25 protein-coding genes are annotated in these 21,370 nt (G+C 67.7%); 15 read left to right on the forward strand and 10 right to left on the reverse strand.

Annotated elements, in window-relative coordinates; all coding sequences use genetic code 11:
* The first annotated feature begins 10 nt into the window (after positions 1–10).
* The 6 genes from AB7E83_RS22280 (at position 11) to AB7E83_RS22305 (ending at position 6,731) form a co-directional block, all read left to right on the forward strand.
* Positions 11–2,782 (forward strand): molybdopterin-dependent oxidoreductase, encoded by a 2,772-nt coding sequence (locus AB7E83_RS22280; RefSeq protein WP_428573040.1) that lies wholly within the window; start codon positions 11–13, stop codon positions 2,780–2,782.
* Positions 2,783–2,893: 111 nt separating this feature from the next.
* Positions 2,894–3,802 carry a DNA-binding protein YbiB gene (gene ybiB / locus AB7E83_RS22285; protein ID WP_428573016.1) on the forward strand — a complete coding sequence of 303 codons (909 nt, stop codon included), beginning with the start codon at positions 2,894–2,896 and terminating at the stop codon, positions 3,800–3,802.
* Complete coding sequence (gene cobA, locus AB7E83_RS22290; protein ID WP_428573017.1) at positions 3,799–4,563, forward strand: uroporphyrinogen-III C-methyltransferase; 765 nt, start codon at positions 3,799–3,801, stop codon at positions 4,561–4,563. The genes ybiB and cobA overlap by 4 nt, the downstream gene beginning before the upstream one ends.
* Before the next feature lie 50 nt (positions 4,564–4,613).
* A complete protein-coding gene (locus AB7E83_RS22295) occupies positions 4,614–5,816 on the forward strand; it encodes an NAD(P)/FAD-dependent oxidoreductase (RefSeq protein ID WP_428573019.1) in 1,203 nt (400 codons plus the stop codon).
* Between the two features lie 155 nt (positions 5,817–5,971).
* A complete protein-coding gene (rpsU, locus tag AB7E83_RS22300; RefSeq protein WP_012346814.1) occupies positions 5,972–6,184 on the forward strand; it encodes a 30S ribosomal protein S21 in 213 nt (70 codons plus the stop codon).
* Positions 6,185–6,284: 100 nt separating this feature from the next.
* Positions 6,285–6,731, forward strand: a complete 447-nt coding sequence (locus AB7E83_RS22305; RefSeq protein ID WP_428573020.1) for a GatB/YqeY domain-containing protein — start codon at positions 6,285–6,287, stop codon at positions 6,729–6,731.
* 1 nt (position 6,732) lies between these two features.
* On the opposite strand, the gene pmbA is transcribed toward AB7E83_RS22305, so the two are convergent.
* A complete protein-coding gene (pmbA, locus tag AB7E83_RS22310) occupies positions 6,733–8,136 on the reverse strand; it encodes a metalloprotease PmbA (RefSeq protein ID WP_428573021.1) in 1,404 nt (467 codons plus the stop codon).
* Positions 8,137–8,158: 22 nt separating this feature from the next.
* On the opposite strand from pmbA, the gene yjgA reads away from it, so the two are divergent.
* Together yjgA and mog are read left to right on the forward strand one after the other, a co-directional pair.
* The gene (gene yjgA / locus AB7E83_RS22315; RefSeq protein WP_428573022.1) at positions 8,159–8,770 is read left to right on the forward strand and encodes a ribosome biogenesis factor YjgA; all 612 of its coding nucleotides are present in this window, start codon (positions 8,159–8,161) and stop codon (positions 8,768–8,770) included.
* A complete protein-coding gene (gene mog, locus AB7E83_RS22320) occupies positions 8,763–9,335 on the forward strand; it encodes a molybdopterin adenylyltransferase (RefSeq protein ID WP_428573023.1) in 573 nt (190 codons plus the stop codon). Before yjgA ends, mog begins: the two co-directional genes overlap by 8 nt.
* Before the next feature lie 3 nt (positions 9,336–9,338).
* Here mog and cysE read toward each other — a convergent pair whose 3' ends face one another.
* Together cysE and AB7E83_RS22330 are read right to left on the reverse strand one after the other, a co-directional pair.
* Positions 9,339–10,109: a serine O-acetyltransferase gene (gene cysE / locus AB7E83_RS22325; protein ID WP_428573024.1), complete on the reverse strand. Its 771-nt coding sequence runs from the start codon at positions 10,107–10,109 to the stop codon at positions 9,339–9,341.
* 14 nt (positions 10,110–10,123) lie between these two features.
* Positions 10,124–10,846: an RNA methyltransferase gene (locus AB7E83_RS22330; RefSeq protein WP_428573025.1), complete on the reverse strand. Its 723-nt coding sequence runs from the start codon at positions 10,844–10,846 to the stop codon at positions 10,124–10,126.
* 159 nt (positions 10,847–11,005) lie between these two features.
* Here AB7E83_RS22330 and AB7E83_RS22335 point away from each other — a divergent pair, with 159 nt between their 5' ends.
* The gene (locus AB7E83_RS22335; RefSeq protein WP_428573026.1) at positions 11,006–11,923 is read left to right on the forward strand and encodes an inositol monophosphatase family protein; all 918 of its coding nucleotides are present in this window, start codon (positions 11,006–11,008) and stop codon (positions 11,921–11,923) included.
* A 49-nt stretch (positions 11,924–11,972) separates the two neighbouring features.
* Positions 11,973–13,064: a mechanosensitive ion channel family protein gene (locus tag AB7E83_RS22340; RefSeq protein ID WP_428573027.1), complete on the forward strand. Its 1,092-nt coding sequence runs from the start codon at positions 11,973–11,975 to the stop codon at positions 13,062–13,064.
* A 66-nt stretch (positions 13,065–13,130) separates the two neighbouring features.
* On the opposite strand, the gene AB7E83_RS22345 is transcribed toward AB7E83_RS22340, so the two are convergent.
* Positions 13,131–13,619, reverse strand: a complete 489-nt coding sequence (locus AB7E83_RS22345; RefSeq protein ID WP_428573028.1) for a helix-turn-helix domain-containing protein — start codon at positions 13,617–13,619, stop codon at positions 13,131–13,133.
* Complete coding sequence (locus AB7E83_RS22350) at positions 13,616–13,951, reverse strand: type II toxin-antitoxin system RelE/ParE family toxin (protein ID WP_428573029.1); 336 nt, start codon at positions 13,949–13,951, stop codon at positions 13,616–13,618. The genes AB7E83_RS22345 and AB7E83_RS22350 overlap by 4 nt, the downstream gene beginning before the upstream one ends.
* Positions 13,952–14,604: 653 nt before the next feature.
* On the opposite strand from AB7E83_RS22350, the gene AB7E83_RS22355 reads away from it, so the two are divergent.
* Positions 14,605–15,996: a DNA cytosine methyltransferase gene (locus AB7E83_RS22355; protein WP_428573030.1), complete on the forward strand. Its 1,392-nt coding sequence runs from the start codon at positions 14,605–14,607 to the stop codon at positions 15,994–15,996.
* A gap of 2 nt (positions 15,997–15,998) precedes the next feature.
* Here the strand turns inward: AB7E83_RS22355 and AB7E83_RS22360 are convergent, their stop codons facing one another.
* A complete protein-coding gene (locus tag AB7E83_RS22360; RefSeq protein WP_428573031.1) occupies positions 15,999–16,721 on the reverse strand; it encodes a hypothetical protein in 723 nt (240 codons plus the stop codon).
* The gene (locus AB7E83_RS22365; RefSeq protein ID WP_428573032.1) at positions 16,711–17,211 is read right to left on the reverse strand and encodes an excisionase family DNA-binding protein; all 501 of its coding nucleotides are present in this window, start codon (positions 17,209–17,211) and stop codon (positions 16,711–16,713) included. The genes AB7E83_RS22360 and AB7E83_RS22365 overlap by 11 nt, the downstream gene beginning before the upstream one ends.
* A 97-nt stretch (positions 17,212–17,308) precedes the next feature.
* On the opposite strand from AB7E83_RS22365, the gene AB7E83_RS22370 reads away from it, so the two are divergent.
* The 3 genes from AB7E83_RS22370 to AB7E83_RS22380 are packed head-to-tail and all read left to right on the forward strand — an operon-like array spanning position 17,309 to position 18,276.
* Positions 17,309–17,548, forward strand: coding sequence for a hypothetical protein (locus AB7E83_RS22370; protein WP_428573033.1), 240 nt, complete (start codon positions 17,309–17,311; stop codon positions 17,546–17,548).
* A 34-nt stretch (positions 17,549–17,582) separates the two neighbouring features.
* Positions 17,583–18,107: a hypothetical protein gene (locus AB7E83_RS22375; protein WP_428573034.1), complete on the forward strand. Its 525-nt coding sequence runs from the start codon at positions 17,583–17,585 to the stop codon at positions 18,105–18,107.
* A gap of 16 nt (positions 18,108–18,123) precedes the next feature.
* Positions 18,124–18,276, forward strand: coding sequence for a hypothetical protein (locus tag AB7E83_RS22380; RefSeq protein WP_428573035.1), 153 nt, complete (start codon positions 18,124–18,126; stop codon positions 18,274–18,276).
* Between the two features lie 2 nt (positions 18,277–18,278).
* Here the strand turns inward: AB7E83_RS22380 and AB7E83_RS22385 are convergent, their stop codons facing one another.
* Positions 18,279–19,295, reverse strand: a complete 1,017-nt coding sequence (locus AB7E83_RS22385; protein ID WP_428573036.1) for an ArdC family protein — start codon at positions 19,293–19,295, stop codon at positions 18,279–18,281.
* 33 nt (positions 19,296–19,328) lie between these two features.
* Positions 19,329–19,745: a hypothetical protein gene (locus AB7E83_RS22390; protein ID WP_428573037.1), complete on the reverse strand. Its 417-nt coding sequence runs from the start codon at positions 19,743–19,745 to the stop codon at positions 19,329–19,331.
* 283 nt (positions 19,746–20,028) lie between these two features.
* On the opposite strand from AB7E83_RS22390, the gene AB7E83_RS22395 reads away from it, so the two are divergent.
* Positions 20,029–20,706 carry a hypothetical protein gene (locus AB7E83_RS22395; RefSeq protein WP_428573038.1) on the forward strand — a complete coding sequence of 226 codons (678 nt, stop codon included), beginning with the start codon at positions 20,029–20,031 and terminating at the stop codon, positions 20,704–20,706.
* Here the strand turns inward: AB7E83_RS22395 and AB7E83_RS22400 are convergent.
* A partial coding sequence (locus AB7E83_RS22400) for a hypothetical protein (RefSeq protein ID WP_428573039.1) occupies positions 20,707–21,370 on the reverse strand: 664 nt, incomplete at its 5' end.

Below are 21,370 nucleotides of genomic sequence, written 5' to 3' on the forward strand. Positions count from 1 at the left end.
CTTGCCGACCATGAAGGAAACGCGTTCGACGTGCCCGTACTGCGGCGTCGGCTGCGGGGTGATCATCGCGTCCGACGGCGAGCAGATCACCGGCGTGCGCGGCGACCCGGACCACCCGGCGAACTTCGGCAAGCTGTGTACCAAGGGATCGACGCTGCACCTCACCGCGGCCGCGCCGGTGACGCGGCAGGCGCGGCTTCTGCATCCGATGCGGCGCGAACACCGCGGCGATGCCCCGAAGCGCGTCGATTGGGACCAAGCCCTCGACTTCGCCGCGGAGAGTTTCGCGCAGGTGATCCGCGAACACGGACCGGACGCCGTCGGCTTCTACATCTCGGGACAGCTGCTCACCGAGGACTACTACGTCTTCAACAAGCTCGCGAAGGGCCTGATCGGCACGAACAACGTCGACACGAACTCGCGCCTGTGCATGAGCAGCGCGGTGGCCGGCTACAAGCAGACGCTCGGCGCCGATGCGCCGCCCGCGTGCTACGACGACCTCGCGCTGGCCGACTGCCTCTTCATCGCCGGCAGCAACACCGCATGGGCGCATCCGATCCTCTTTCGCCGCATCGAAGAGGCACGCGCGCAGCGGCCCGGCATGAAGGTGATCGTGGTCGACCCGCGCCGCACCGACACCTGCGAGATCGCCGACCTGCATCTCGCCATCGCGCCGGGCACCGACGTGCTGCTGTTTCACGGCCTGCTGCACATCATGCTGTGGGAGGGCTGGACCCAGCCGGGCTATATCGCCGCGCACACGAGCGGCTTCGACGCGCTGAAGGCGCGCGTGCGCGAATGCACGCCGGACGTCGTGGCGCAGGCATGCGGCGTGCGCAAGGAGGACCTCTTCATGGCAGCGAAGTGGTTCGCCACGTCGCCCGCCACGCTGAGCCTGTACTGCCAGGGGCTGAACCAGTCGTCGAGCGGCACGGACAAGAACGCCGCGCTCATCAACCTGCACCTCGCCACCGCGCAGATCGGCCGTGCGGGCGCGGGTCCGTTCTCCCTCACGGGCCAGCCGAATGCGATGGGCGGACGCGAAGTCGGCGGTCTCGCGAACCTTCTCTCGGCGCATCGCGACCTGTCGAACGCGGCGCACCGCGCGGAGGTTGCCGCGCTCTGGGGGGTCGACGACGTGCCGGCGACGCCGGGCAAGACCGCCGTCGAGATGTTCGAGGCCGCGGCCGACGGCGAGATCAAGGCGCTGTGGATCGCCTGCACGAATCCCGCGCAATCGATGCCCGACCAGGCGACGGTGCGCCGCGCGCTCGACCGCGCCGAGTTCGTCGTCGTGCAGGAAGCGTTCTCGACGACCGCGACCTGCGACTACGCGGACCTGCTGCTGCCCGCCACGACGTGGGGCGAGAAGGACGGCACCGTCACGAACAGCGAGCGCCGCATCAGCCGCGTTCGCCCCGCCGTCGCTGCCCCGGGCAGCACGCGACATGACTGGCGGATCGCGGTCGATTTCGCCACGAGGCTCGAACGCCTGCTCGCTCGCCCCGGTGCCTCCCTCTTCCCCTATTCCCACCCCGAATCCATCTGGCTCGAACACCGCGAATCCACGCGCGGGCGCGACCTCGACATCACCGGCATGTCGTACGCGATGCTCGATCGCACCCCCTTGCAATGGCCGATGCCGCAAGGCGCGTCGGCGGGCAAGGCGCGGCTCTATGAAGACGGAATCTTTCCCACGCCGGATGGCAAGGCCCGCTTCGCGGACGTCGCCTATCGCCCCGTCGCCGAGCCGCGGGAGGCGCGCTACCCGTTTTCGCTCACGACCGGGCGGCTGCGCGACCAGTGGCACGGCATGAGCCGCAGCGGCACGCTCGGCCGCCTCTTCGGCCATGCGCCCGAGCCGGCGATGCAGATGAATCCGCAGGACATGGCGCGCCGCGGGCTCGCGGATGGCGAGCTCGTCCACGTCACCTCGCGGCGCGGCTCCATCGTGCTGCCGGTGGAGTCGAGCACCGACGTCGGTTACAGCCAGGCCTTCATCGCGATGCACTGGGGCTCCGAAGTCCTGGGCGGCTGTTCCGCCACCGGCCAGCCGCTCGGAGGCGTGAATGCGCTGACGCCGTCCGCCTGCTGTCCCACGTCGAAGCAGCCGGAGCTGAAGCACACGGCCGTGAAGATCCTGAAGGCTGAACTGCCCTGGTCGCTGGTCGCCGTGGCGTGGCTGCCCGACGAAGACGCGCTGCGCGTGCGCGAGCAGCTCAAGCCGATGATGGCCGGGTTCGGCTTCGCCAGCTGCGTGCCCTTCGGCCGCGAGCGCAGCGGCGTGCTGTTCCGCGCGGCGGCGTACGAGTCGCCGCCGGAAGCGGCGATCGCGCGCATCGAACACCTGCTGGGTCTCGACGGCGCGGAGACCTTGCGCTACGCCGACCGCAAGAAGGGACAGCGCCGCGCGATGAAGCTCGTGCGCGCGGGGGATGCCGCCCGGCTCGAAGCGTTCCTGCTCGCCGGCGACACGAGCGCCGAGGCGTGGATCAAGGCCCTCCTGCAGGACGAGCTGCCGGCGCAGACTTACGGACGCTTGCTGCTTGCGCCGGGCGCGAAGCCGCCTGTGGCGGTACAGGCTCGGGGGCGGCAGGTGTGTACTTGCTTCAACGTGAGCGAGCCTGAGATCGCGTCGCATCTGCAGGGCTGCGCGGGCAGCGACGACGAACGCCTGTCCTCGCTGCAATCGACACTGAAGTGCGGCACGAACTGCGGCTCGTGCCTGCCGGAGCTCAAACGACTCGTGCGTCAGGCGCTTCCTTTGAAGCAGGCCGCCTGATCGACCCGTCATTCCCGCGAAGGCGGGAATGACGAGCGACGCCCGGATGGCGGACCGCACATTCACCTAATACCCGAAAGTCATCAACCCTCTGGGACAATCCGGGCTCCCATGGGCATCAGTCACTACCTCAAGGAGATCGGCCGCGGCAAGCAAGGCGCGCGCGCGCTTTCGCGCGAGCAGGCCGCGGACCTTTTCGGGCAGGTGCTCGATGGAACGGTCACCGATCTCGAGGTCGGCGCGTTCTGCCTCGCCATGCGCATCAAGGGCGAGACGCCGCAGGAGATGGCGGGCTTCCTCGACGCGACCGCGGCGCGCATGAACCGTGTGGCGTCGGCCGACGGCCAGCCGGTCGTCGTGCTGCCCAGCTACAACGGCGCGCGCCGCCTCCCCGTCCTCACGCCCCTGCTCGCGCTGCTCGTGGCGCGCCGGGGCCTGCCCGTGCTGATCCACGGCGCCGCCACGGAGTCCACGCGCGTCTTCGTGGGCGAGGTGCTGCGGGCGCTCGACATCGAGCCGATGTCCACGCTCCATCCGCTGGCGGCGGGACATGCGTATTACGCCCCGACCGAATTGCTGCATCCCGGCCTGAAGCGCCTGCTCGACGTGCGCCGCGTGGTCGGCCTGCGCAACAGCGCGCACAGCCTCGTGAAGCTGATGAACCCGTGCGACGGCCCGGCCGTCATCGTGAGCAGCTACACACATCCCGAGTACGCGCTCTCGATGGCGGCGGTGTTCGAACTCATGCAGTCGACCGCGCTCCTGCTGCGCGGCACGGAGGGCGAAGCGGTCGCCGACGCACGCCGGCTGCCGCAGATGGACGGCTTCGTGGCGGGACGGCGCGTCGTGCTGCAGGAAGGTCAGCGGGGCACGCTCACCGACCTGCCCGACCTGCCGAAGGACACGGCCGCAGCGTCCACCGCCGCCTACATCCGCGACGTGCTCGCCGGCCGCCAGCCCGTGCCATCCTCGCTCGCGCTGCAGGTGGAACACATCTTGCGTCTCGCCTCCCCATCATGAACACAGGCAAAGTCACCCTCGTGGGCGCCGGCCCGGGCGATCCGGAACTGCTGACGCTGAAGGCGCTCAAGGCGATCCGGGCCGCGACGGTGCTGTTCGTCGACGACCTGGTGAGCGACGAGATCGTGGCGCATGCCTCGCCCACGGCACGCGTGGTCCACGTCGGCAAGCGCGGCGGCTGCAAGAGCACGCCGCAGGCCTTCATCCAGCGCCTGATGGTCACCGCGGCGCGCGAGGGCGAGAACGTCGTGCGCCTGAAGGGCGGCGACCCGTTCATCTTCGGCCGCGGCGGCGAGGAGGTGGAGCATCTGCGCGAATGCGGCATTTCGGTCGACGTCGTCAACGGCATCACCGCCGGCCTCGCCGCGGTCACGTCGCTGGGCGTGCCGCTCACCCATCGCGACCATGCGCACGGCGTGGTGTTCGTCACCGGCCACGCGCAGCCCGGCGCGAATGGACCCGACTGGCGGCTGCTCGCCGCCGCCGCGCGCGATGCGCGGCTCACGCTTGTGATCTACATGGGCGTGAGCGGGGCGGCGCGCATCCAGGACGAATTGCTGAGCGCCCTGCCGGCCGATACGCCGGTGGCGATCGTGCAGCACGCGTCGCTGCCGCAGCAGCGTCATGCGGTGACGACGCTCGGCCGCCTCGCATCGACCATCGAAGAACATGGCCTGGCGAGCCCGTCGGTCATCGTCGTCGGCGACGTGATTTCGGGCGTGGCCGCGGCGGAGAGCGACCTGCGCATCCAGCGCGCGTGACTTCGCTCCCTCTCTCTGGAAGAGGGAGAGGGAGCCCATACACTCCGCGGATGAATTTCGACGCCGTCATCGTCGGCGCGGGCGCCGCCGGCCTGTTCTGCGCGGGCATCGCCGGCCAGCGGGGCCTGAAGGTACTGCTCGTCGACCATTCCGCGAAGGTCGCCGAGAAGGTCCGCATCGCCGGCGGCGGCCGCTGCAATTTCACCAACCGCGACCTCGACCCGCGCGCGCCGCACAAGCACTTCCTCGGCGACAACCCGCAGTTCTGCCGCTCCGCGCTCGCACGCTACACGCCGGCCGACTTCATCGCGCTCGTGCAGAAGCACGGCATCCCCTTCCACGAAAAGCACAAGGGCCAGCTCTTCGGCGACCGTTCGTCCGAGGACTTCATCCGCATGCTGGTAGCCGAATGCGACGCCGGCGGCGTGACGCGCTGGCAGCCCTGCCCGGTGAAAGCCGTGCGCCATGGCGACGCCGGGTACGAACTCGACACCGACCGCGGCGCGGTGCGCGCGAAGTCCCTCGTCATCGCCACCGGCGGACTCTCGATCCCGCAGATCGGCGCGAGCGACTTCGGCTACGGCATCGCGAAGCAGTTCGGACTGCGCATCGTGCCCACGCGCCCCGCGCTCGTGCCGCTCACCTTCGACGGCGCGGCCTGGGCGCCGTTCGCCTCGCTGGCCGGCCTCTCCCTGCCGGTGCACATCGAGACCGGCGGCAAGAAGGACCGCATGGCCTTCGACGAAGACCTGCTTTTCACCCATCGCGGCCTGAGCGGGCCGGCGGTGCTGCAGATCTCCAGCTACTGGCGCGAAGGCGCACCCATCCGCGTGAACCTCGCGCCGGCCGCCGACATCGGGGAGGCGCTCACCGAAGCCAAGACGCGCTCGCGCAAGCTCATCGCCAACGAACTGGCCGCGTTCGTGCCCTCGCGCCTGGCCGATGCGTGGGTGCAGGCCGACGCCGCGTGGCAGCGACCCGTCAACGAAGCCGGCGACAAGGCGCTGCAGCAGCTTGCGCAGAAGCTCTCGCATTGGGAGCTCGTGCCCACCGGCACCGAGGGCTATCGCAAGGCCGAGGTCACGGCCGGTGGCGTCGACACGCGCGATCTCTCGTCGCAGACGATGGAGTCCCGGCAGCCCGGCCTGTATTTCATCGGCGAAGTCGTCGACGTCACGGGCTGGCTCGGCGGCTACAACTTCCAGTGGGCGTGGGCGAGCGGGTATGCGTGCGCCCATGCGCTGGGCGCCTGAGCGCCTCGGATTCGACGGGGCTCCCCCACGCGATTCATCCGGCTATAATGGCGGGCTCTGCCAGGCATCCCCCACCGGCCGCAAGACATTTCGAGGTGGGACAGAACCGGCGGGCGTCCTCGATCTACGCTCGCCACCTAAGAATTCAGAGTGTCATGACGACCATTCGTGTCAAGGAAAACGAGCCTTTCGACGTCGCGCTGCGCCGTTTCAAGCGCACCATCGAGAAGCTGGGCCTGCTCACCGAGCTGCGTGCCCGCGAGTTCTACGAAAAGCCCACCGCCGAGCGCAAGCGCAAGAAGGCGGCCGCGGTGAAGCGCCATTACAAGCGCGTGCGCAGCATGCAGCTGCCCAAGAAGCTGTACTGAGCCCGGGCCAGGAGCCCCGCACCGAAGCCCGCCCGGGAACACCCCGCGCGGGCTTTTTTCTTTTTACTTTCGTTTTGTATTTCGCCGAGGAGAAGCCGCAATGACGCTCAAGGAACGCATCACCGACGACATGAAGGCCGCCATGCGCGCCAAGGACGCCGAGCGCCTGGGCGCGATCCGCATGCTCACGGCCGCCATGAAGCAGAAGGAAGTCGACGAGCGCGTCGAGCTGGACGACGTGGCCGTCATCGCCATCGTCGACAAGCTCATCAAGCAGCGCAAGGACAGCATCGAGGCGTTCCGCAAGGCCAGCCGCCAGGACCTCGCCGACAAGGAAGAAGCCGAGCTGAAGGTCCTGTCGGCCTACCTGCCGGCCCGCCTGTCGGCCGAGGAGGTCGCCGCCGAGGTGAAGGCCATCGTTGCCGAGCTGGGCGCCAAGGGCCCTGGCGACATGGGCAAGGTCATGGGCGCGGTGAAGGCAAAGCTGGCCGGCAAGGCCGACATGGGGCAGGTGAGCGCCGCGGTGAAGGCGGCGCTGGCGGGCTGAGCTAGTTCCCGGCCACCTTCATCCGGTTCACAAGGATAGAGCCCACCGCCTTGGCGCCATAGTTGTAGACATCGGCGCCCACGGCGTCGATGCCCATCAGCATGTCCTTCAGGTTGCCGGCGATCGTGATTTCCTGCACCGGGAACGCGATTTCGCCGTTCTCGACCCAGAAGCCGCTCGCGCCCCGCGAGTAATCGCCGGTGACGTAGTTGACGCCCTGCCCCATGAGCTCGATCACGAAGAGGCCCGTGCCCAGCTTCTTCAGCATCTGCACGAGGTCGTCGCCCGGCTCGGTGAGCCGCGAGCTCAGCGCCAGATTGTGCGAACCGCCGGCATTGCCGGTCGTCTTCATTCCGAGCTTGCGCGCCGAATAGCTGCTGAGGAAATAGCCTTCCACCCGGCCGCCATCGACCACCTTGCGCGGCTTCGTGCGCACGCCCTCCTCGTCGAACGGGCCGCTGCCCTTGCCGCGCTTCACGAAGGGGTCTTCCAGCACATCGATGTGCGGCGCGAACACGGGCTTGCCGAGCGAGTCGAGCAGGAAGGTGCTGCGGCGGTAGAGCGCGCCGCCGCTCGTGGCCTGCACATACGCGCCCAGCAGCCCGGCGGCCAGCGGCGACTCGAACAGCACGGGGCATTCGCGCGTGGTGATCTTGCGCGACTTCAGGCGCGACAGGGCGCGTTCGGCCGCGTACCGGCCCACGGCCTCGGGCGAGGCCAGCTCGGTGGGGGAACGCATCGAGCTGTACCACGCATCGCGCTGCATGCCGTCGCCCCGGCCCGCGATGGGCGCGACCGAGAGCGAATGACGCGAACTCGCATAGCCGCCGCGAAACCCGTGCGTGTGGCCCGAGTAGAAATGACTTTGCTGCGCCGAGACGCCCGCGCCTTCGCTGTTGGTGATGCGCTTGTCCACCGCGAACGCCGCGGCCTCGCAGCGCAGGGCGAGCTCGGCCGCCTCGGCGCTGTCGATGTCCCAGGCATGGAAGAGGTCGAGATCGACATGCTCGTGCGCCGCGGCGATGTCCTCGCGGTCGGGAAGGCCCGCCACCGGATCCTCGGCCGTGAAGCGGGCGATGTCGTAGGCGGCCTGCACGGTCTGCTCGATCGCCTTGCGGGAGAAGTCCGACGTGCTCGCGTTGCCGCGCCGGTTGCCCGCGTAGACGGTGATGCCGAGCGACTTGTCGCGGTTGCGCTCGACGGTCTCGAGCTCGCCCTTGCGAACCGAGACGCTGAGGCCGCAGCCCTCGGACGCTTCCGCGCCGGCATCGGTGGCGCCGAGCTTCGCCGCATGCGCGAGCGCGTACTCGACGAGTTCCTCGAAGTCGGACCGCTTCCAGGCGAAGCCCGCTTCCTTGGTCGCCGCGGTGCCCCCGGATCGGGCGCGCGGGTTGTTGTCTTTCATGGCGGCTTATCATACTTGCCACATGTCCCGCAAACCCAAGAGAGGCTATTACGTTCGCGGCCAGTTCGTCGCCGAAGGGAGCGAGCTCGACCTCGAACTCCAGGCCGAACGCACCGGCGGCGAGCCGAGCCGCACCGAACTGAAGAAGGAGAGCGAGGATCTCCAGAAACTCGGAGAAGCGCTGCTCGACCTGCGCACGGGCCTGTTCGAGCGGCTCGATCTGCCCGAGAAGCTGGTCGACGCGCTCGCGGAGGTGCGCCGCATCACCAACTTCGAGGGCCGCCGGCGGCAGATGCAGTACGTCGGCAAGCTGATGCGCGGGCTCGACGAGGCGCAGCTCCAGGCCATCCGCGACGCCATCGACGAGCAGCAGGGCGGCTCGGCCGCCGAGACGCTCGCGCTGCACGAGGCCGAGCGCTGGCGCGACGACCTGATCGCGCGCGACGAGGCGCTGCACGACTGGATCGCGAAGCATCCCGAGACCGACGTGCAGCAGCTGCGCGCGCTGATCCGCCAGGCGCGCAAGGACACGCAACCCGACGCCGAATCGGTATCGAAGGGCCTCGTGCCGCGCCGCGGGCGCGCCTACCGCGAAATCTTCCAGCTCGTGAGGGAGCAGCAGGACCATGAATGACTTCGAGCCGGTGAAGATCGGCATCGTCTCCATCAGCGACCGCGCATCGACCGGCGTCTATGAGGACAAGGGGCTGCCCGCGCTGAAGGACTGGCTGGCGCGCGCGCTGAAAAATCCCATTGCCTTCGAGCCGCGCCTGATTCCCGATGAGCAGGACGTCATCTCGGCAGCCCTCGTCGAGCTCGTCGATGCCGGTTGCTCGCTCGTGCTCACCACGGGGGGCACCGGCCCCGCGCCGCGCGACGTGACACCGGAGGCTACGCTCGCCATCGCCGAGAAGGAAATGCCCGGCTTCGGCGAGCAGATGCGGCAGATCAGCCTGAAATTCGTGCCGACCGCGATCCTGTCGCGGCAGGTGGCGGTGATCCGCGGCAAGAGCCTGATCGTCAACCTGCCGGGGCAGCCGAAGGCGATCCAGGAAACGCTGGAAGGGCTGAAGGACGTCGCGCCGGGAATCTTCGCGGCCGTGCCGTACTGCATCGACCTGATCGGCGGACCCTACCTCGAGACGAACGACGAGGTGTGCAAGGCGTTCCGGCCGAAGAGCGCGATCCGGGCTCGCTGAACGCTACTTCCCCACCAGCTGCGTCAGCTTCTCGGCCTCGAAGCACTCCTTCGTCTGCGCGCCGAGCGGCACGCAGTCCTCTTTCGACTGCGTCGACAGTTTCTCGATGGCCTGCCACAGCAGAGTGATCTGGTGCTCCTGCGTGGTCGCGTTGTCGATCAGGCCCTTCATGGCCTGCGACAGCGGATCGTCCTCCAGCGTGATGCCGTAGGCCGCGAACTTGCCGGCGGTGCCCGTCACGTCCGCGCTCGTGCCTTCCTTCGAAGGAATGATGCGCGCCGGAATGCCCACGGCGGTCGCGCCGGCGGGCACGGGCTTGATGACGACCGCATTGCTGCCGATCTTCGCGCCGTCGCCGACCTCGAAGCCGCCGAGCACCTTCGCGCCCGCGCTCACGACGACGTCCCGCCCGAGCGTGGGGTGTCGCTTCGTGCCCTTGTAGAGCGAGGTGCCGCCCAATGTCACGCCCTGATAGATCGTGCAGCCGTCGCCGATGACGGCCGTCTCGCCCACGACGACGCCCATCGCATGGTCGAAGAACACGCGGTCGCCGATCACCGCGCCGGGATGGATCTCGATGCCGGTGAGCCAGCGCGTAAACATCGACAGGAAGCGGCCCGGCCACTTGAAGCCGTGCGTCCACAGCCAGTGCGCGCCGCGATGCAGGACGATCGCGTGCAACCCCGGATAACAGGTGAGCACCTCCCACTTGCTGCGCGCGGCAGGGTCGCGGTCGAGGATGCACTGGATGTCGGAGCGGAGGCGATGGAACATATTCAGGGCGCAGTCTAAGCTTTTCGCTTACCTGCAGCCTCCGACATCGCCTTGGCAACACCACGCAGGATGTGGATTTCCTCGGGCGTCGGTTGCGCGCGGTTGAAGAGCTGGTTGAGCCTCGGCATCAGCTTCCTGGGTGCCGCAGGGTCGAGGAAGCCGATGTCGACGAGCGACTGCTCCCAATGCTTGAGCATGCCCGCGACCGATTGCGCGTCGGCCGCGGGATGCGGCTCGTGGCTTGCCGCGCCCCGGGCGTCCAGGCAACTTCGCCATTCGTACGCGATGACCTGCATCGCCGCCGCGAGGTTCAGCGATCCGTAGTCGGGCGCCGTGGGGATCGACAGGGCGACATGGCAGCGATAAACGTCCTCGTTGCGCATGCCGTAGCGCTCGGACCCGAAAACGAAGGCGACGGACTGGCCGGTCGCGGCGAGCGCCGGCAAGTGCTCGCGCGGCGTTCGCGTGGGCGGGCCGAAGTCGCGCGGCGTCATCACGGTGGCGCAGGCGGTCTGCACGCCGTCGAGCGCCTCGTCGAGCGTCGCGACGACACGCGCCGTCTCCAGCACGTCGCCCGCGCCGCTGGCGCGTTCGATGGCTTCCGCGCGCGTGAGAACGTCGGGCCAGCGCGGCGCGACGAGCACGAGATCGTCGAAGCCCATCACCTTGATGGCGCGCGCCGCGGCGCCCACGTTGCCGGCGTGGCTGGTCTGGATCAGGATGAAACGAGTCGGCATCGTGCAAGCATCGGTACGCAATTGCCCGTAGGAGCGAGCCGTCAGCATCGACGACGGTCGCCGACAGGCCCGGGCGGTAAAATCGCGCTATTGTCCACTCGCCGCATCGCCGGACGAGTGTTCGCTTCCTCCCCGGAAGCTCCAGCTCTTGCACAACTCATGTCGTCCAACCAGCACCCCATGCTCAATGTGGCCGTCAAGGCCGCACGCGCCGCCGGCGCGATCATCAACCGCGCCGCGCTCGACGTCGAGTCGGTGCGCATCTCGCAGAAGCAGGTCAACGATTTCGTCACCGAGGTCGACCATGCGAGCGAGCGCGTCGTCATCGAGACCCTGCTCGGCGCGTATCCCACGCACGGCATCTGGGCCGAGGAGTCGGGCCGCGAACACGGCAATGCCGCGAGCGACCATGTGTGGCTGATCGACCCGCTGGACGGCACGACGAATTTCATCCACGGCTTTCCCGTCTACTGCGTCAGCATCGCGCTGCTCGTGAAGGGGCGCGTCGAGCAGGCCGTGATCTACGACCCCACCCGCAACGACCTCTTCACCGCCACGCGCGGCCGCGGCGCCTACGTCAACGACAGGCGCATCCGCGTGTCGAAGCGCACGCAGATGAAGGACTGCCTCGTCTCCACCGGCTTTCCCTTCCGCCCCGGCGACAACTTCAACCACTACCTGCGCATGATGTCCGACGTGATGCAGCGCACCGCCGGCCTGCGCCGTCCGGGCGCGGCCGCACTCGACCTGGCCTATGTTGCCGCGGGCTTCACCGACGGCTTCTTCGAGACCGGCTTGTCGCCCTGGGACGTCGCCGCGGGATCGCTGCTCGTGACCGAGGCCGGCGGCCTGATCGGCAACTTCACCGGCGAGGCGGACTTCCTCGAGCAGCGCGAATGCGTCGCGGGCAACCCGCGCATCTACGGGCAGCTCGTGAACATCCTGCAGAAGTACAGCAAGTTCGCCACCGTCGCCCAGAAGACGGACCTGGCGCGGACGACACCCAACATCGTCGACCCCGCGACCCGTCCCGGAACCCAGGTCGAAGACGACCCCGCTCCCGAGGCCACGCCCTGACGTCCGGCCCGGTGCGGGCGCGTCGGCCACGCCACTGCACATCGAATCCATGACCTTCTCGCAACTCGCGGCCCTTCTGCAGGGCCACCCCTGGACCCTCACCTTGCTGTTCGCCCTCGCGGCGGTGATCGCCGCGGGCGTTGCGCACCGCCTCGTCCACGCGGCGCTGCGGCGCGTGACGCGCGGGCGCGCCGTGCTGCGCGCGATCGTGGAGGCCACGCAGGGCGCCGCCGCCGCCGCGTGGCCGCTCGCGGCGCTGCAGTTCGTGTGGCTTTCCGCGCCGGATGACCTGCGCTACATCGCGCGCATCCAGCACCTGAGCGGCGTGCTTCTCATCGGCGCCCTCACGTGGCTGGTCGCCTGCGCGATTCGCGGCGTGGCCGACGGCATCGTCGAGCGCAACCCGCTGACCGTGGCCGACAACCTGCATGCGCGCCGAATCCGCACGCAGACCGAGGTGCTCGCGCGCACGGCCATGGTGATCGCGGTCATTGCCGGCACCGCGATCGCCCTGCTCACCTTTCCGGGGGCGCGGCAGGTCGGCGCGAGTCTGCTGGCCTCGGCCGGCGTGCTGGGCATCGTCGGCGGCCTGGCGGCGCGGCCCGTCTTCAGCAACCTGATCGCCGGGTTGCAGATCGCGCTCGCGCAGCCGATCCGGCTGGACGACGTCCTCATCGTCAATGGCGAGTGGGGCCGCGTCGAGGAGATCACCGGCACCTACGTCGTGCTCAGGATCTGGGACGAGCGTCGCCTCATCATCCCTCTGCAGTGGTTCATCGAGAACCCGTTCCAGAACTGGACGCGCAACACCTCGCAGATCCTCGGCACGATCTTCGTCCATGTCGACTACGCGACGCCGGTGGAGGCCGTGCGGGCCGAGGCGAAGCGGATCGCCGAAGCCTCGGACGAGTGGGACCGCCGTGCGTTCGCCGTGCAGGTCACCGACTTCACCGAACGCACGATGCAGCTGCGCGTGCTGGTGTCCGCAGGCGATGCGGGCAAGGCGTTCGACCTGCGGTGCAAGCTGCGGGAGGGCTTGATCGCATTCCTTGCGCGCGAGTATCCGGCGTGCCTGCCGCAGATGAAGGTGGCGCAGGTGAACGATCCGCGCTTGCCTGTCCAGGAAACGGCGCAGGGATGAGTTGCGATCTTCGCTTTCGGAGACCTTCGTAGAGGGCGTGGCTACCGGCCGTTACATCGTCACGCTTCACGCTGAGGACTTCGACTTCGCGCCACGCAGCCCCTTCGGGCTCTTCGCCGCTACGGCGCTTTCGCGCCGAGTCCTCGCGGATTTTCCAGGCGCCTTCTCGACGACAAGTCCACTTGCCGTACGGCGACTCCCTTCCGCAGTGCCCTTCTTCGGCGATTCCGACTGCCAAGGCCTGTAGTTCCTGAGCACGGCTCGCTCGCCACTCTCGGCGACCACGACGAGCTCCAGACGAAGTCCAAGGCTCTCGACGTAACGGTTCAGGGTGGAAAGCTGCACGTCGGATCGGGCTTCAAGCTGCGAAACAGCGTTCTGTCCAATTCCCATCAACTCTGCAACTTCGCTCTGCTTTTTCTTCGCGGCCTTGCGAACCTGATCCAGACGCGCAGCGTCTTCCATGGCCTTGAGATGCTCCCGCGAACGTCGTGTCACCTCCCTGCGCCCGGCGGGCGTCAGTTCCGCGATCAAATCCCTCAGCTTCACATTCATTTCGCGCTCCTATCCTGCTTGAGAGGCGTCCTGAGGCTGCGCAAGTGCGACTCGAGTCGCCGATTGGCCTTCTTCAACAACAACTCATAGAACCTGACCGATTCACGGCCCTGCTTCTCGCCCGCGACGAGAACGATCGCACGCTTCTGAGGGTCGAATGCAAAAGCCGCCCGCCAGACCTGCGAATTTTCGTGAGCGTTGTAGCGCAACTCCTTCATGTTCGGATGTTCCGGATTCCGCAGCGTCCCGACGAGCGGACGTCCTCCGGCTGGCCCCAACTTCTCCAACACGGCGACCGCCGCAAGAAGGGCCACCCGCTGCTCCTCGTCCATGCCTCGGAACTCCGCCACGAAGTCGGGATGGAACTCAACGTCCCACTTGCGCGATATTTCTCGCACCATAGCTCTCTCTCCAGCCCCATCCCCCATATCACTTTAACATGATTTTATGGGCATCGCTGCCTTGAACCGAGCAGGAATCGAAGCTCGCGTACCCCGACCCCGGATAATCGCGCCCAATGAGCCGCAATCCCGCCTCGCCCGACCTGAGCGCGCACACGCCCATGATGGCCCATGATTGGCGCGAACAAGCACCGGCGCGGCTTAGCGCGTGGTTTTGCGTGATTTGGCGGATTTTTGGTGGACACTTTTTCGCGCCTCGCTAGCTAGCCGCGCCAAGGCGGTTTCTAAACACCCTTCGCGCATAGACTTCCGGCACCGGCTCCGGACCAATCCCGAAAAATTGGCGGACACCCTCGCGAAGCGGCGGCATCAAACGCGACGCGGGCAGAGCCGGTCACCCGATGGGCATGCGCCCAAATTCGAGGGTTGTGGAGAGCTTGTGTCTCCAGGACGGACCCCGAATCACCGCGAGCGGCTGCCGCCGATCGCAGCCGCTAGGAGCGAGGTCGCTTCGAAACCGGCGTCCGAACGGCCAAGGACCAACGCCATGCGCGTGGGCCTTGGCTCCGTTCGGAGAGCCGAAAGTGAAGAAGACGCAGGCCGGCGCGGATCGCGCCACCCGTCCCGCCGAGGAGGTCGTCCCCGCCTCCACCGCCAACCAACGCGGCATCGTCGCCGCCACCCACCGGCTCGCCCGCATGCGATTCGGCAGCGAGATCGAATTCGAGGTCCGCGCGGCCCGAGTCGAGGGCGAGTGGATCGCTGAGCCCATCTGGGCCTGCCGCGATGCCTCGATACCTCTCGACGCGCGCCCGCTTAGCGCCTTGAAGAGCAAGCGTTTCGCGTCGCGCTCCGAAGCGATCGAGGCAGCGATGGACCGCGGCTTGCGCGCCATCCATGAGCAGCGGCACCGCGCCTCGGGCACGGAGGCTTGGGACGACAAGGTCCACCGGCTGACGTCGTGGATGGCCGACACCGTCAGGGAGCATCGCCAAACCGACGAGACCCTTCCGCTACGCGGCGTCACCTTCGTGGATCTCTTTGCGGGTGGCCACGGCGGCTTCTCGATGGCTCTGGCGAGCCTGGGAGCCTCTATCGAGCTCGCATGCGAGATCGACCCGGAGGCGCGCAGGGTGTTCCAGCGCAACGTGCAGCCGAAGAGGATGCACGACGACATCTGCACGCTCGACTGCTCGAAGATGAAGGTCGACGTCGTGACGATGGGCCTGCTCTGCCAGGCGTTCTCCGCGGCCGGCAAAGGCCTCGGCTTCGCCGATCCACAGCTCTCCGCCGCCTACGTCCACGCCATGCGAGTGGTGGCCGAGATCGACGCCAAGGTGGTGATCGTGGAGTGCGCTCGCCAGTTCATGACGCTCGACTACGGCAAGCACGCCGACGAGTTCGTCGACACGATGCTCCAAGCCGGTTACCGGGTGCAGCACCGCGCCCTCAACGCCAAGGGCTTCGGAGTGCCTCAGGACCGCGAGCGCTCGATCTTGGTGTGCTCCCGAGCGGGCCTCGATGTCGACGACATCCTGGGCGTTGCGTTCCCCGAGGAGGTGGCGCCCACGACATGCGTCGAGGACGTGTTGGAGCCGGGGCTCGACGCGTCGATCCCGGAGTCTGCGCTGACCGACGCAGTCGAGGAGCCGGAGTCGCGCGTCGGCCGCCTGTGCAAGGTCGCCTCGATCGACGGCCGTGCGTCCCAGGGCTATCGCGTCTACTCGCCCAAAGGGTTGGGCCCCGCCCTCACCGCCTCCGGCGGCGGCAAGGCCCGCTTCACCGGCGCGTTCCGAGTCCGGGGAGGCGCTCGCCCGCTCACGACGCGAGAAGCCGCCCGCATGCAGGGGATGCCGGAGTGGGCCAAGCAGCACGAAGTGCACCGGCATGCCATGCGGCACGCAGGCAATGCCATCGCCGTGCCGCTCGCGCGCGAACTCGCCCGGGGTTTGAAGGTTGCGCTCGGTGTGAAGTGACGTCAGGACTTCTTGGGCGCGGCCTTCCTCGTTGCCTTCGCGGCCGCTTTGGCAGGCTTCTTGCCCGGCGTCTTCGCTGGCTTCACGCCCCAGGCTTTCGAGAGCTCCTTCACGGCAGCCTTGGAGCCGTGGGCCACGAGCGCGCCCAATAGCTGATCGAGGTTGTAGGGGGGATCCTCCAAATCCGAGGCCGCTTTGCGAACAGCGTCGGCGGTTCGGTCGTCCTTGGCGAACTTGTCGATGAAGGCGCCAGGCGTCAGGACCTCGACGCCCAGCGCCTTCATCTGTTCGACGGCCAGGTGCCGCAAGTTGTTCGTCACCAAGCAAACTTCGCCAGACTCGCCCTCTTCGTCGAGCGCCGCGCGAAGTTGAAGCGCGGCAGCCGCCACGTGCTTGTCGTTGGCTTGCACCTCGGCGGGCACCTTCGAGAGGATCTCGGGCCTGAGGTGGCCCATGATCTCGTATTCCTCCGTCACTCCCCGGTAGCAGTCGAGCCGGTGTTGCGCGCCCTTCTTCAACTGGCGAGCGTCCACCGCTTGGTCTTTGACCACCACGCTGCCCCAGTTCCTGAGGAACTCCTTTTCAATCTCCTCCGACCAGCGAGCCTTGTAGAGGCCCGCTCCTTGAAGGTCGAAGAGAACGTCGGAGAGCCGCGGAGGCAGAAGCGCGTTGGCGTCCAACACGCCATAGACCTGGATCGGCGCGGTGGGCTTCTTAGCGGCCACGCTTGGCCGCCTCCACCCATTCCTCCTCGGGGATGTCGTAGATGCCCGCGGCTTTGCCTGCGGCGCGATAGTTCGCGTCGCGCTTCTTGGCAGCGTCACGTTCCTTCTTCAACGCGAGCACCGACGCTTCGGGCACGCGCCGGTGGCCGCCCTCAGTGCGCGTCGCGCCGGGCAGCCTGCCGGCGTCGATCAGCATCGCCACATGCGGGCGGCTGCAACCGAGCAGCTCCGCCGCCGCTTCCGTGGTCAGCGTCTTCTCTTCCATGGCTTCGATCGCGCGCGAGACGTCGACAACGTCTCGCGTCTCTTGCTCAACCAAGTGCGACATCAAATACACGCGCACGGTCCGCGAGTCGGGGCCGTCCAAAAGTCGGTGAAGCTCGCTAGCGAGCTCCGCCGGTGAAACTTTGAGGCGGGAGCTCACGCGATCGGCGATCAATTCAAGAGGGTCGGGCCTTGCGGTTCTGCGATGGGTGAGAGTGGCATTCATCTTTGGGCCTCGTTTCGATTTCACAGTCAGTCTAATCAAATTCGAAACGAAAACGCAATAAGACAAGGCCCTGGACAAACCTGTATATTCATACAGTATGAACGATCTGCACTCCCCTTCTCAGTGGATTGCGGCCTGCGCTGTCGAGCTAGCGGCAAGGTGGCGGACGGTGCCGCCGGCACTTTTGGAGGAGCTCGCTGTCGACCTGTGGCGCGACGAACGGCTTCGCATTCTGGATCCGGCGGCGGCGGCGCGGGCATGGCTCGCGCCGGTGGGCGCGGCTTGGCCTCACGTCTCCGAAGCCGCCGGGGAGCCGCCCGCTACGATGCAGCGATGAGCTCAATCCGCTTCGCCGTCCGGAGCCGCGCGCGATGCTAGGCAACCTCGTCCGCGTCGTCTTCGCCCTCACCGCAATCGCCCCGTTGTCGATATCGGTGGCCTATGTGTTCGCCGTGAAGGGGCAGAACCTGCGCTGGGCGTTCATCGCCTTCTGCTTCTGCCTGCTGCTGGGCGCGCTCGCGCTCTGGATCGTGGGCAACGCCAGCGCGCGCCTCGAACGGCTGCCGATCACCATCAAGAAGGCCAAGAGCGCCGACAAGGAGGTCATCGGCTTCTTCGTGGCCTACGCCCTGCCTCTCCTGTTCAAAGGCGAAGTCAGCGCGGACCTGGGAGCCTGGGGCTTGGCGGCCGCACTGCTTCTCTTTGTCCTTTGGACCACGCACGCCCTGCAAGTCAACCCAGTGCTTGGCATGTTCGGCTTCCACTTCTACGAGGTGGAGACCGCCGACGGCATCACGTTCCTGTTGATCACCAGGCGCAAGATCAACAACGCGCTGTCGATCACGCACGTGGTGCAGCTCAGCGAGTATGGAATACTCGAAGCGAAGAAGAGCTAGGGCATAGGAGAAGGACATGGGCCTGTTCGCGATCACCAACAACCCGGCCGCGCGCGTCGTGCGCTTCCCGCTGACCGCGGAGCTAGGCCAGGAGATCGACGCCGTGTTCCAGGAGCAGTTCGCTGACCATCAACGTCAGGAAGTAGTCGCAAGCGGATCGCCCTCATAGCGTTATCGCAAGGGGGCCGCGTCGAATTCGGCCACCCACTCCTTGTGCTCTTGCATCGCCGTGGCTTGGCGTTCAAGCCCCATGATGTATTCGGTGATGCGCTCGGCGTCCTTGGCGGCCGCGAAGATCGCGGACGGATCCTTCGAGAGCGCCTTGATCCAGGACTGCAAGTAGCCCGCGTGCGAGGCCATGTGCTTGGCCCGCTGCTCCCCGTTCATCTGGATGCCCATATCGGAGGCCATGATCGCGCTCGCGATCTCGGCCCGAAGCTCCTCCAAAGCGTAGGCCTCGTCGCCCCAGCGCTTGCCCAGAGCGTCTCGCCGGTCCAGGCGGTGCTTCGCAAGCGAGCTGTGCGCGCACTCGTGCAGCGCGACGGCATAGTAGTCGTAGACGCTCTTAAAGGCCTTCTTCGCGGGCAGCCGCACTTCGTCGAGCCCCGGCACGTAGCAGGCCTCGTTCCCCCCGTGCTTGATCTTCAAGCCAGTGCGCTCCTGCATCGCTTTGAGCACCGCCTCCGCCTTGTCGACGGGGTGGAAGTCGAGCTCGCCAGGCGGCTCGAGCTCCGGCATCCCCTCGATCTGGTGCGCGCCGAACACGTAGTAGCGCCGCAGGATCACGTTGCGCCGCGCGTTCGCATCCTTCGATGAGACGGGCTGTGCCGCGCCTTGCTCCTTGGCGGGGTCGAGCTCCACGACCTTGACGATCATCGCCCCCTTCTCGCCCTTCCGAACTTGCCATCCTTGGGCCTGCGCCTGGCGGTAGGTGACCCAGAGCCCGTTCCCGCCAGCGAGCGATAGCAGAATGCGGTTGATGCCCTTGTAGGCGTTGCCGGTGACGGGGTTGCGAGGCCGCATGGACTGCGAGCTCCACGGCTTCTGCCAAGGCGTCTCGCCCTTCTGCATCGCCTCGATGAGCGTCTTGGCGACGTCCGACTTCACGTCGCTCCAAGCGGGCTCCTTGGGCTGCTCGCGCGCCTGGTCTTTCGCCTCCTCGCCCTCGATCCGCTCCTTGGCAGCCATGTCGCCTCCCCTTGTTCTTCTTCTTTGCCGGGCTCAGACGGCGGTCGCCTTGGGCGAGTAAGCCACCGGCTTTCTCGCGTGCTGTCGCGCGTTCGGCGCAGCCGATCGCGCTTTGCGCTCCTGCGGGATGTCGGCTTGGCGCGGCAGCGGCCCGAGCGCCTGCTCGGACAGGCGGATCCACTCCTCCTCGGGCACCCTCGGTTGCATCCAGGGATCGGGCTCGGGCGCGGGCGTCCGCAGGAGGTCCGCGGCAGCGCGCGCGCGGTGGCGCAGCCAGGCGAGCCGGGTGGGCGGCTCCGGCGGCGGCAGGTCGCGCCAGTAGTCCGGGCGCTCCGACATGGAGCCGTCCGGGTCCATGTCAGCCCAGAACGAATCCGGGGTCTCCGTTCCTGGATCCAGCTGGTCTTCCTGACGGCGCCGCTTCGAACCCGTCGCTTCGCTTCGGCTCATGCGCCTTCTCCCGTTGATGTCTTCCTGGATGGGCCGGCAAGCGGATCGCGCTGGACGAGGAGCTGCCGACGCGCCGACAGGCGGGCGCGTTGCTCGCCGCGAGAACGCGCGGGAGAATGGATCTAGGAGGCGGCATTGGCGCGAATTCCACGCATAGAGCACGACCCACAGTCGGCGTCGGACCCGCGCCGCGTCGCGCTGCGGGCGACGTTGTCGCAAGCGGCAGCGAAGCTTCGCGGCTGGTGGCCGGAGGAGCCGAGCGCCGCAGCGACCATCCAAAATCGTGACCGGCGACAAAGTCGAGACTCGCACGACCGAATCGCGCGCCCCTGGCGGCTTTGGCTCAGTCGCGGTGGCTTTCGGGCTGGACGCCATGGCCTCGCCCGCGGCGGCGCACTTCTCGACGCTGGGCTACGACGACGTCTCAATTGCCACGTTGTTGCTTGCGCACGAGACGTTCCACTGCTCCGAATGGGCGCGCGCGCGGGAATGCGGCGCGCGCTTCGAGGTGCTGGGGTCCGGGTTCGCGCAGGGCATGGAGCCAGGCATGTCGCAGCCGTGGCGCGACTTGGCCAATCTGCTTGCGGCCACCTATCCCTCGCGGCAAGTAATGGTTCCGGAAGTCGCGCGAGCGGCGGACATCGTCAGCGAGCTGCGCGCCGACGTCAGATGCCTCGACGCGGCTCGCGCGCTCGGGTTGGGCTGGCCGGAGGTCGCCAGCGATCTGCTCGCGCTGCGATCGGACGACGAAGCGCGCTCCGGAGCAGACGCTTACTTGATCTCCGAGGCGATGAGGGAAGTCGTGGCGGCGCAGCTGGGAGAGATGGACGCGATCCCCCTGCTTTGGGCGCGCGCGGCTGACATCTTGCGGACCATGCGCCACGGGGACGAAGTCGACGAGGCGCTTAGCGCGGTCGCGGGTCAGCCGTTCCACGCGAAACAGCCGAAGCCGCGCATGTGATCAGCGGCTCGCGCGGACCTCGAACGATCCCAGCCAAGGGCCATGGAAGCGCAGCCAGAGCTTGCCTTCCTCGAGCGCCGCACGCGCGTGGCGGTGGGCGGCAAGGTCGAACGCGACGACTCGGCCGCCATCTTCGGCAGCCAAGAGCCATCCATCTTGCGACCAGATTCGGGCGGGAGGCTCGCCGAGCGCCTCGCCCGCGTCCACGAGCGTCCGCTGGGCCGAATGGTCCAGGATGCGGGGCAGCGACCACGCCTCCGTCGCGATGGACGGGCAACCGGCGGGGGGACGCCTCGCCTCGTCCAATGCGCGAGCGGCCAGCGGCCCATCTTCGCCATCGCGCCAGCCGCTGGGGACCGCCAGCCATTTGACGTCGAGGCCCAGTCCTCCCGAAGCGCCGGGCTTTCCATTCTGGCAAATCATCAGGGTTTCGACGCCGGCCAAACTGGGCGCTTCGAACTTCCAAATGCCCTCGGGCTGGCGCAGGTATATGCACGCCCCGTCGAAGCCCCACAGAGGCGTCGAGAAGCCAGGCAGCGGTTGAGAGAGCCAAACGTCCACCTGGGACTGGCCCGCTCCGGAGAGCGTGGTCAACGCAGGCAGCGCCTGGTCCGCCTCGGTGAGGAAAGGATGCGTCGCGCCACAAAGCGCTTCCCACCTGCCT

It is taken from the genome of Ramlibacter sp. (assembly GCF_050250995.1).
In the GTDB taxonomy this organism is placed as follows: domain Bacteria; phylum Pseudomonadota; class Gammaproteobacteria; order Burkholderiales; family Burkholderiaceae_C; genus Ramlibacter.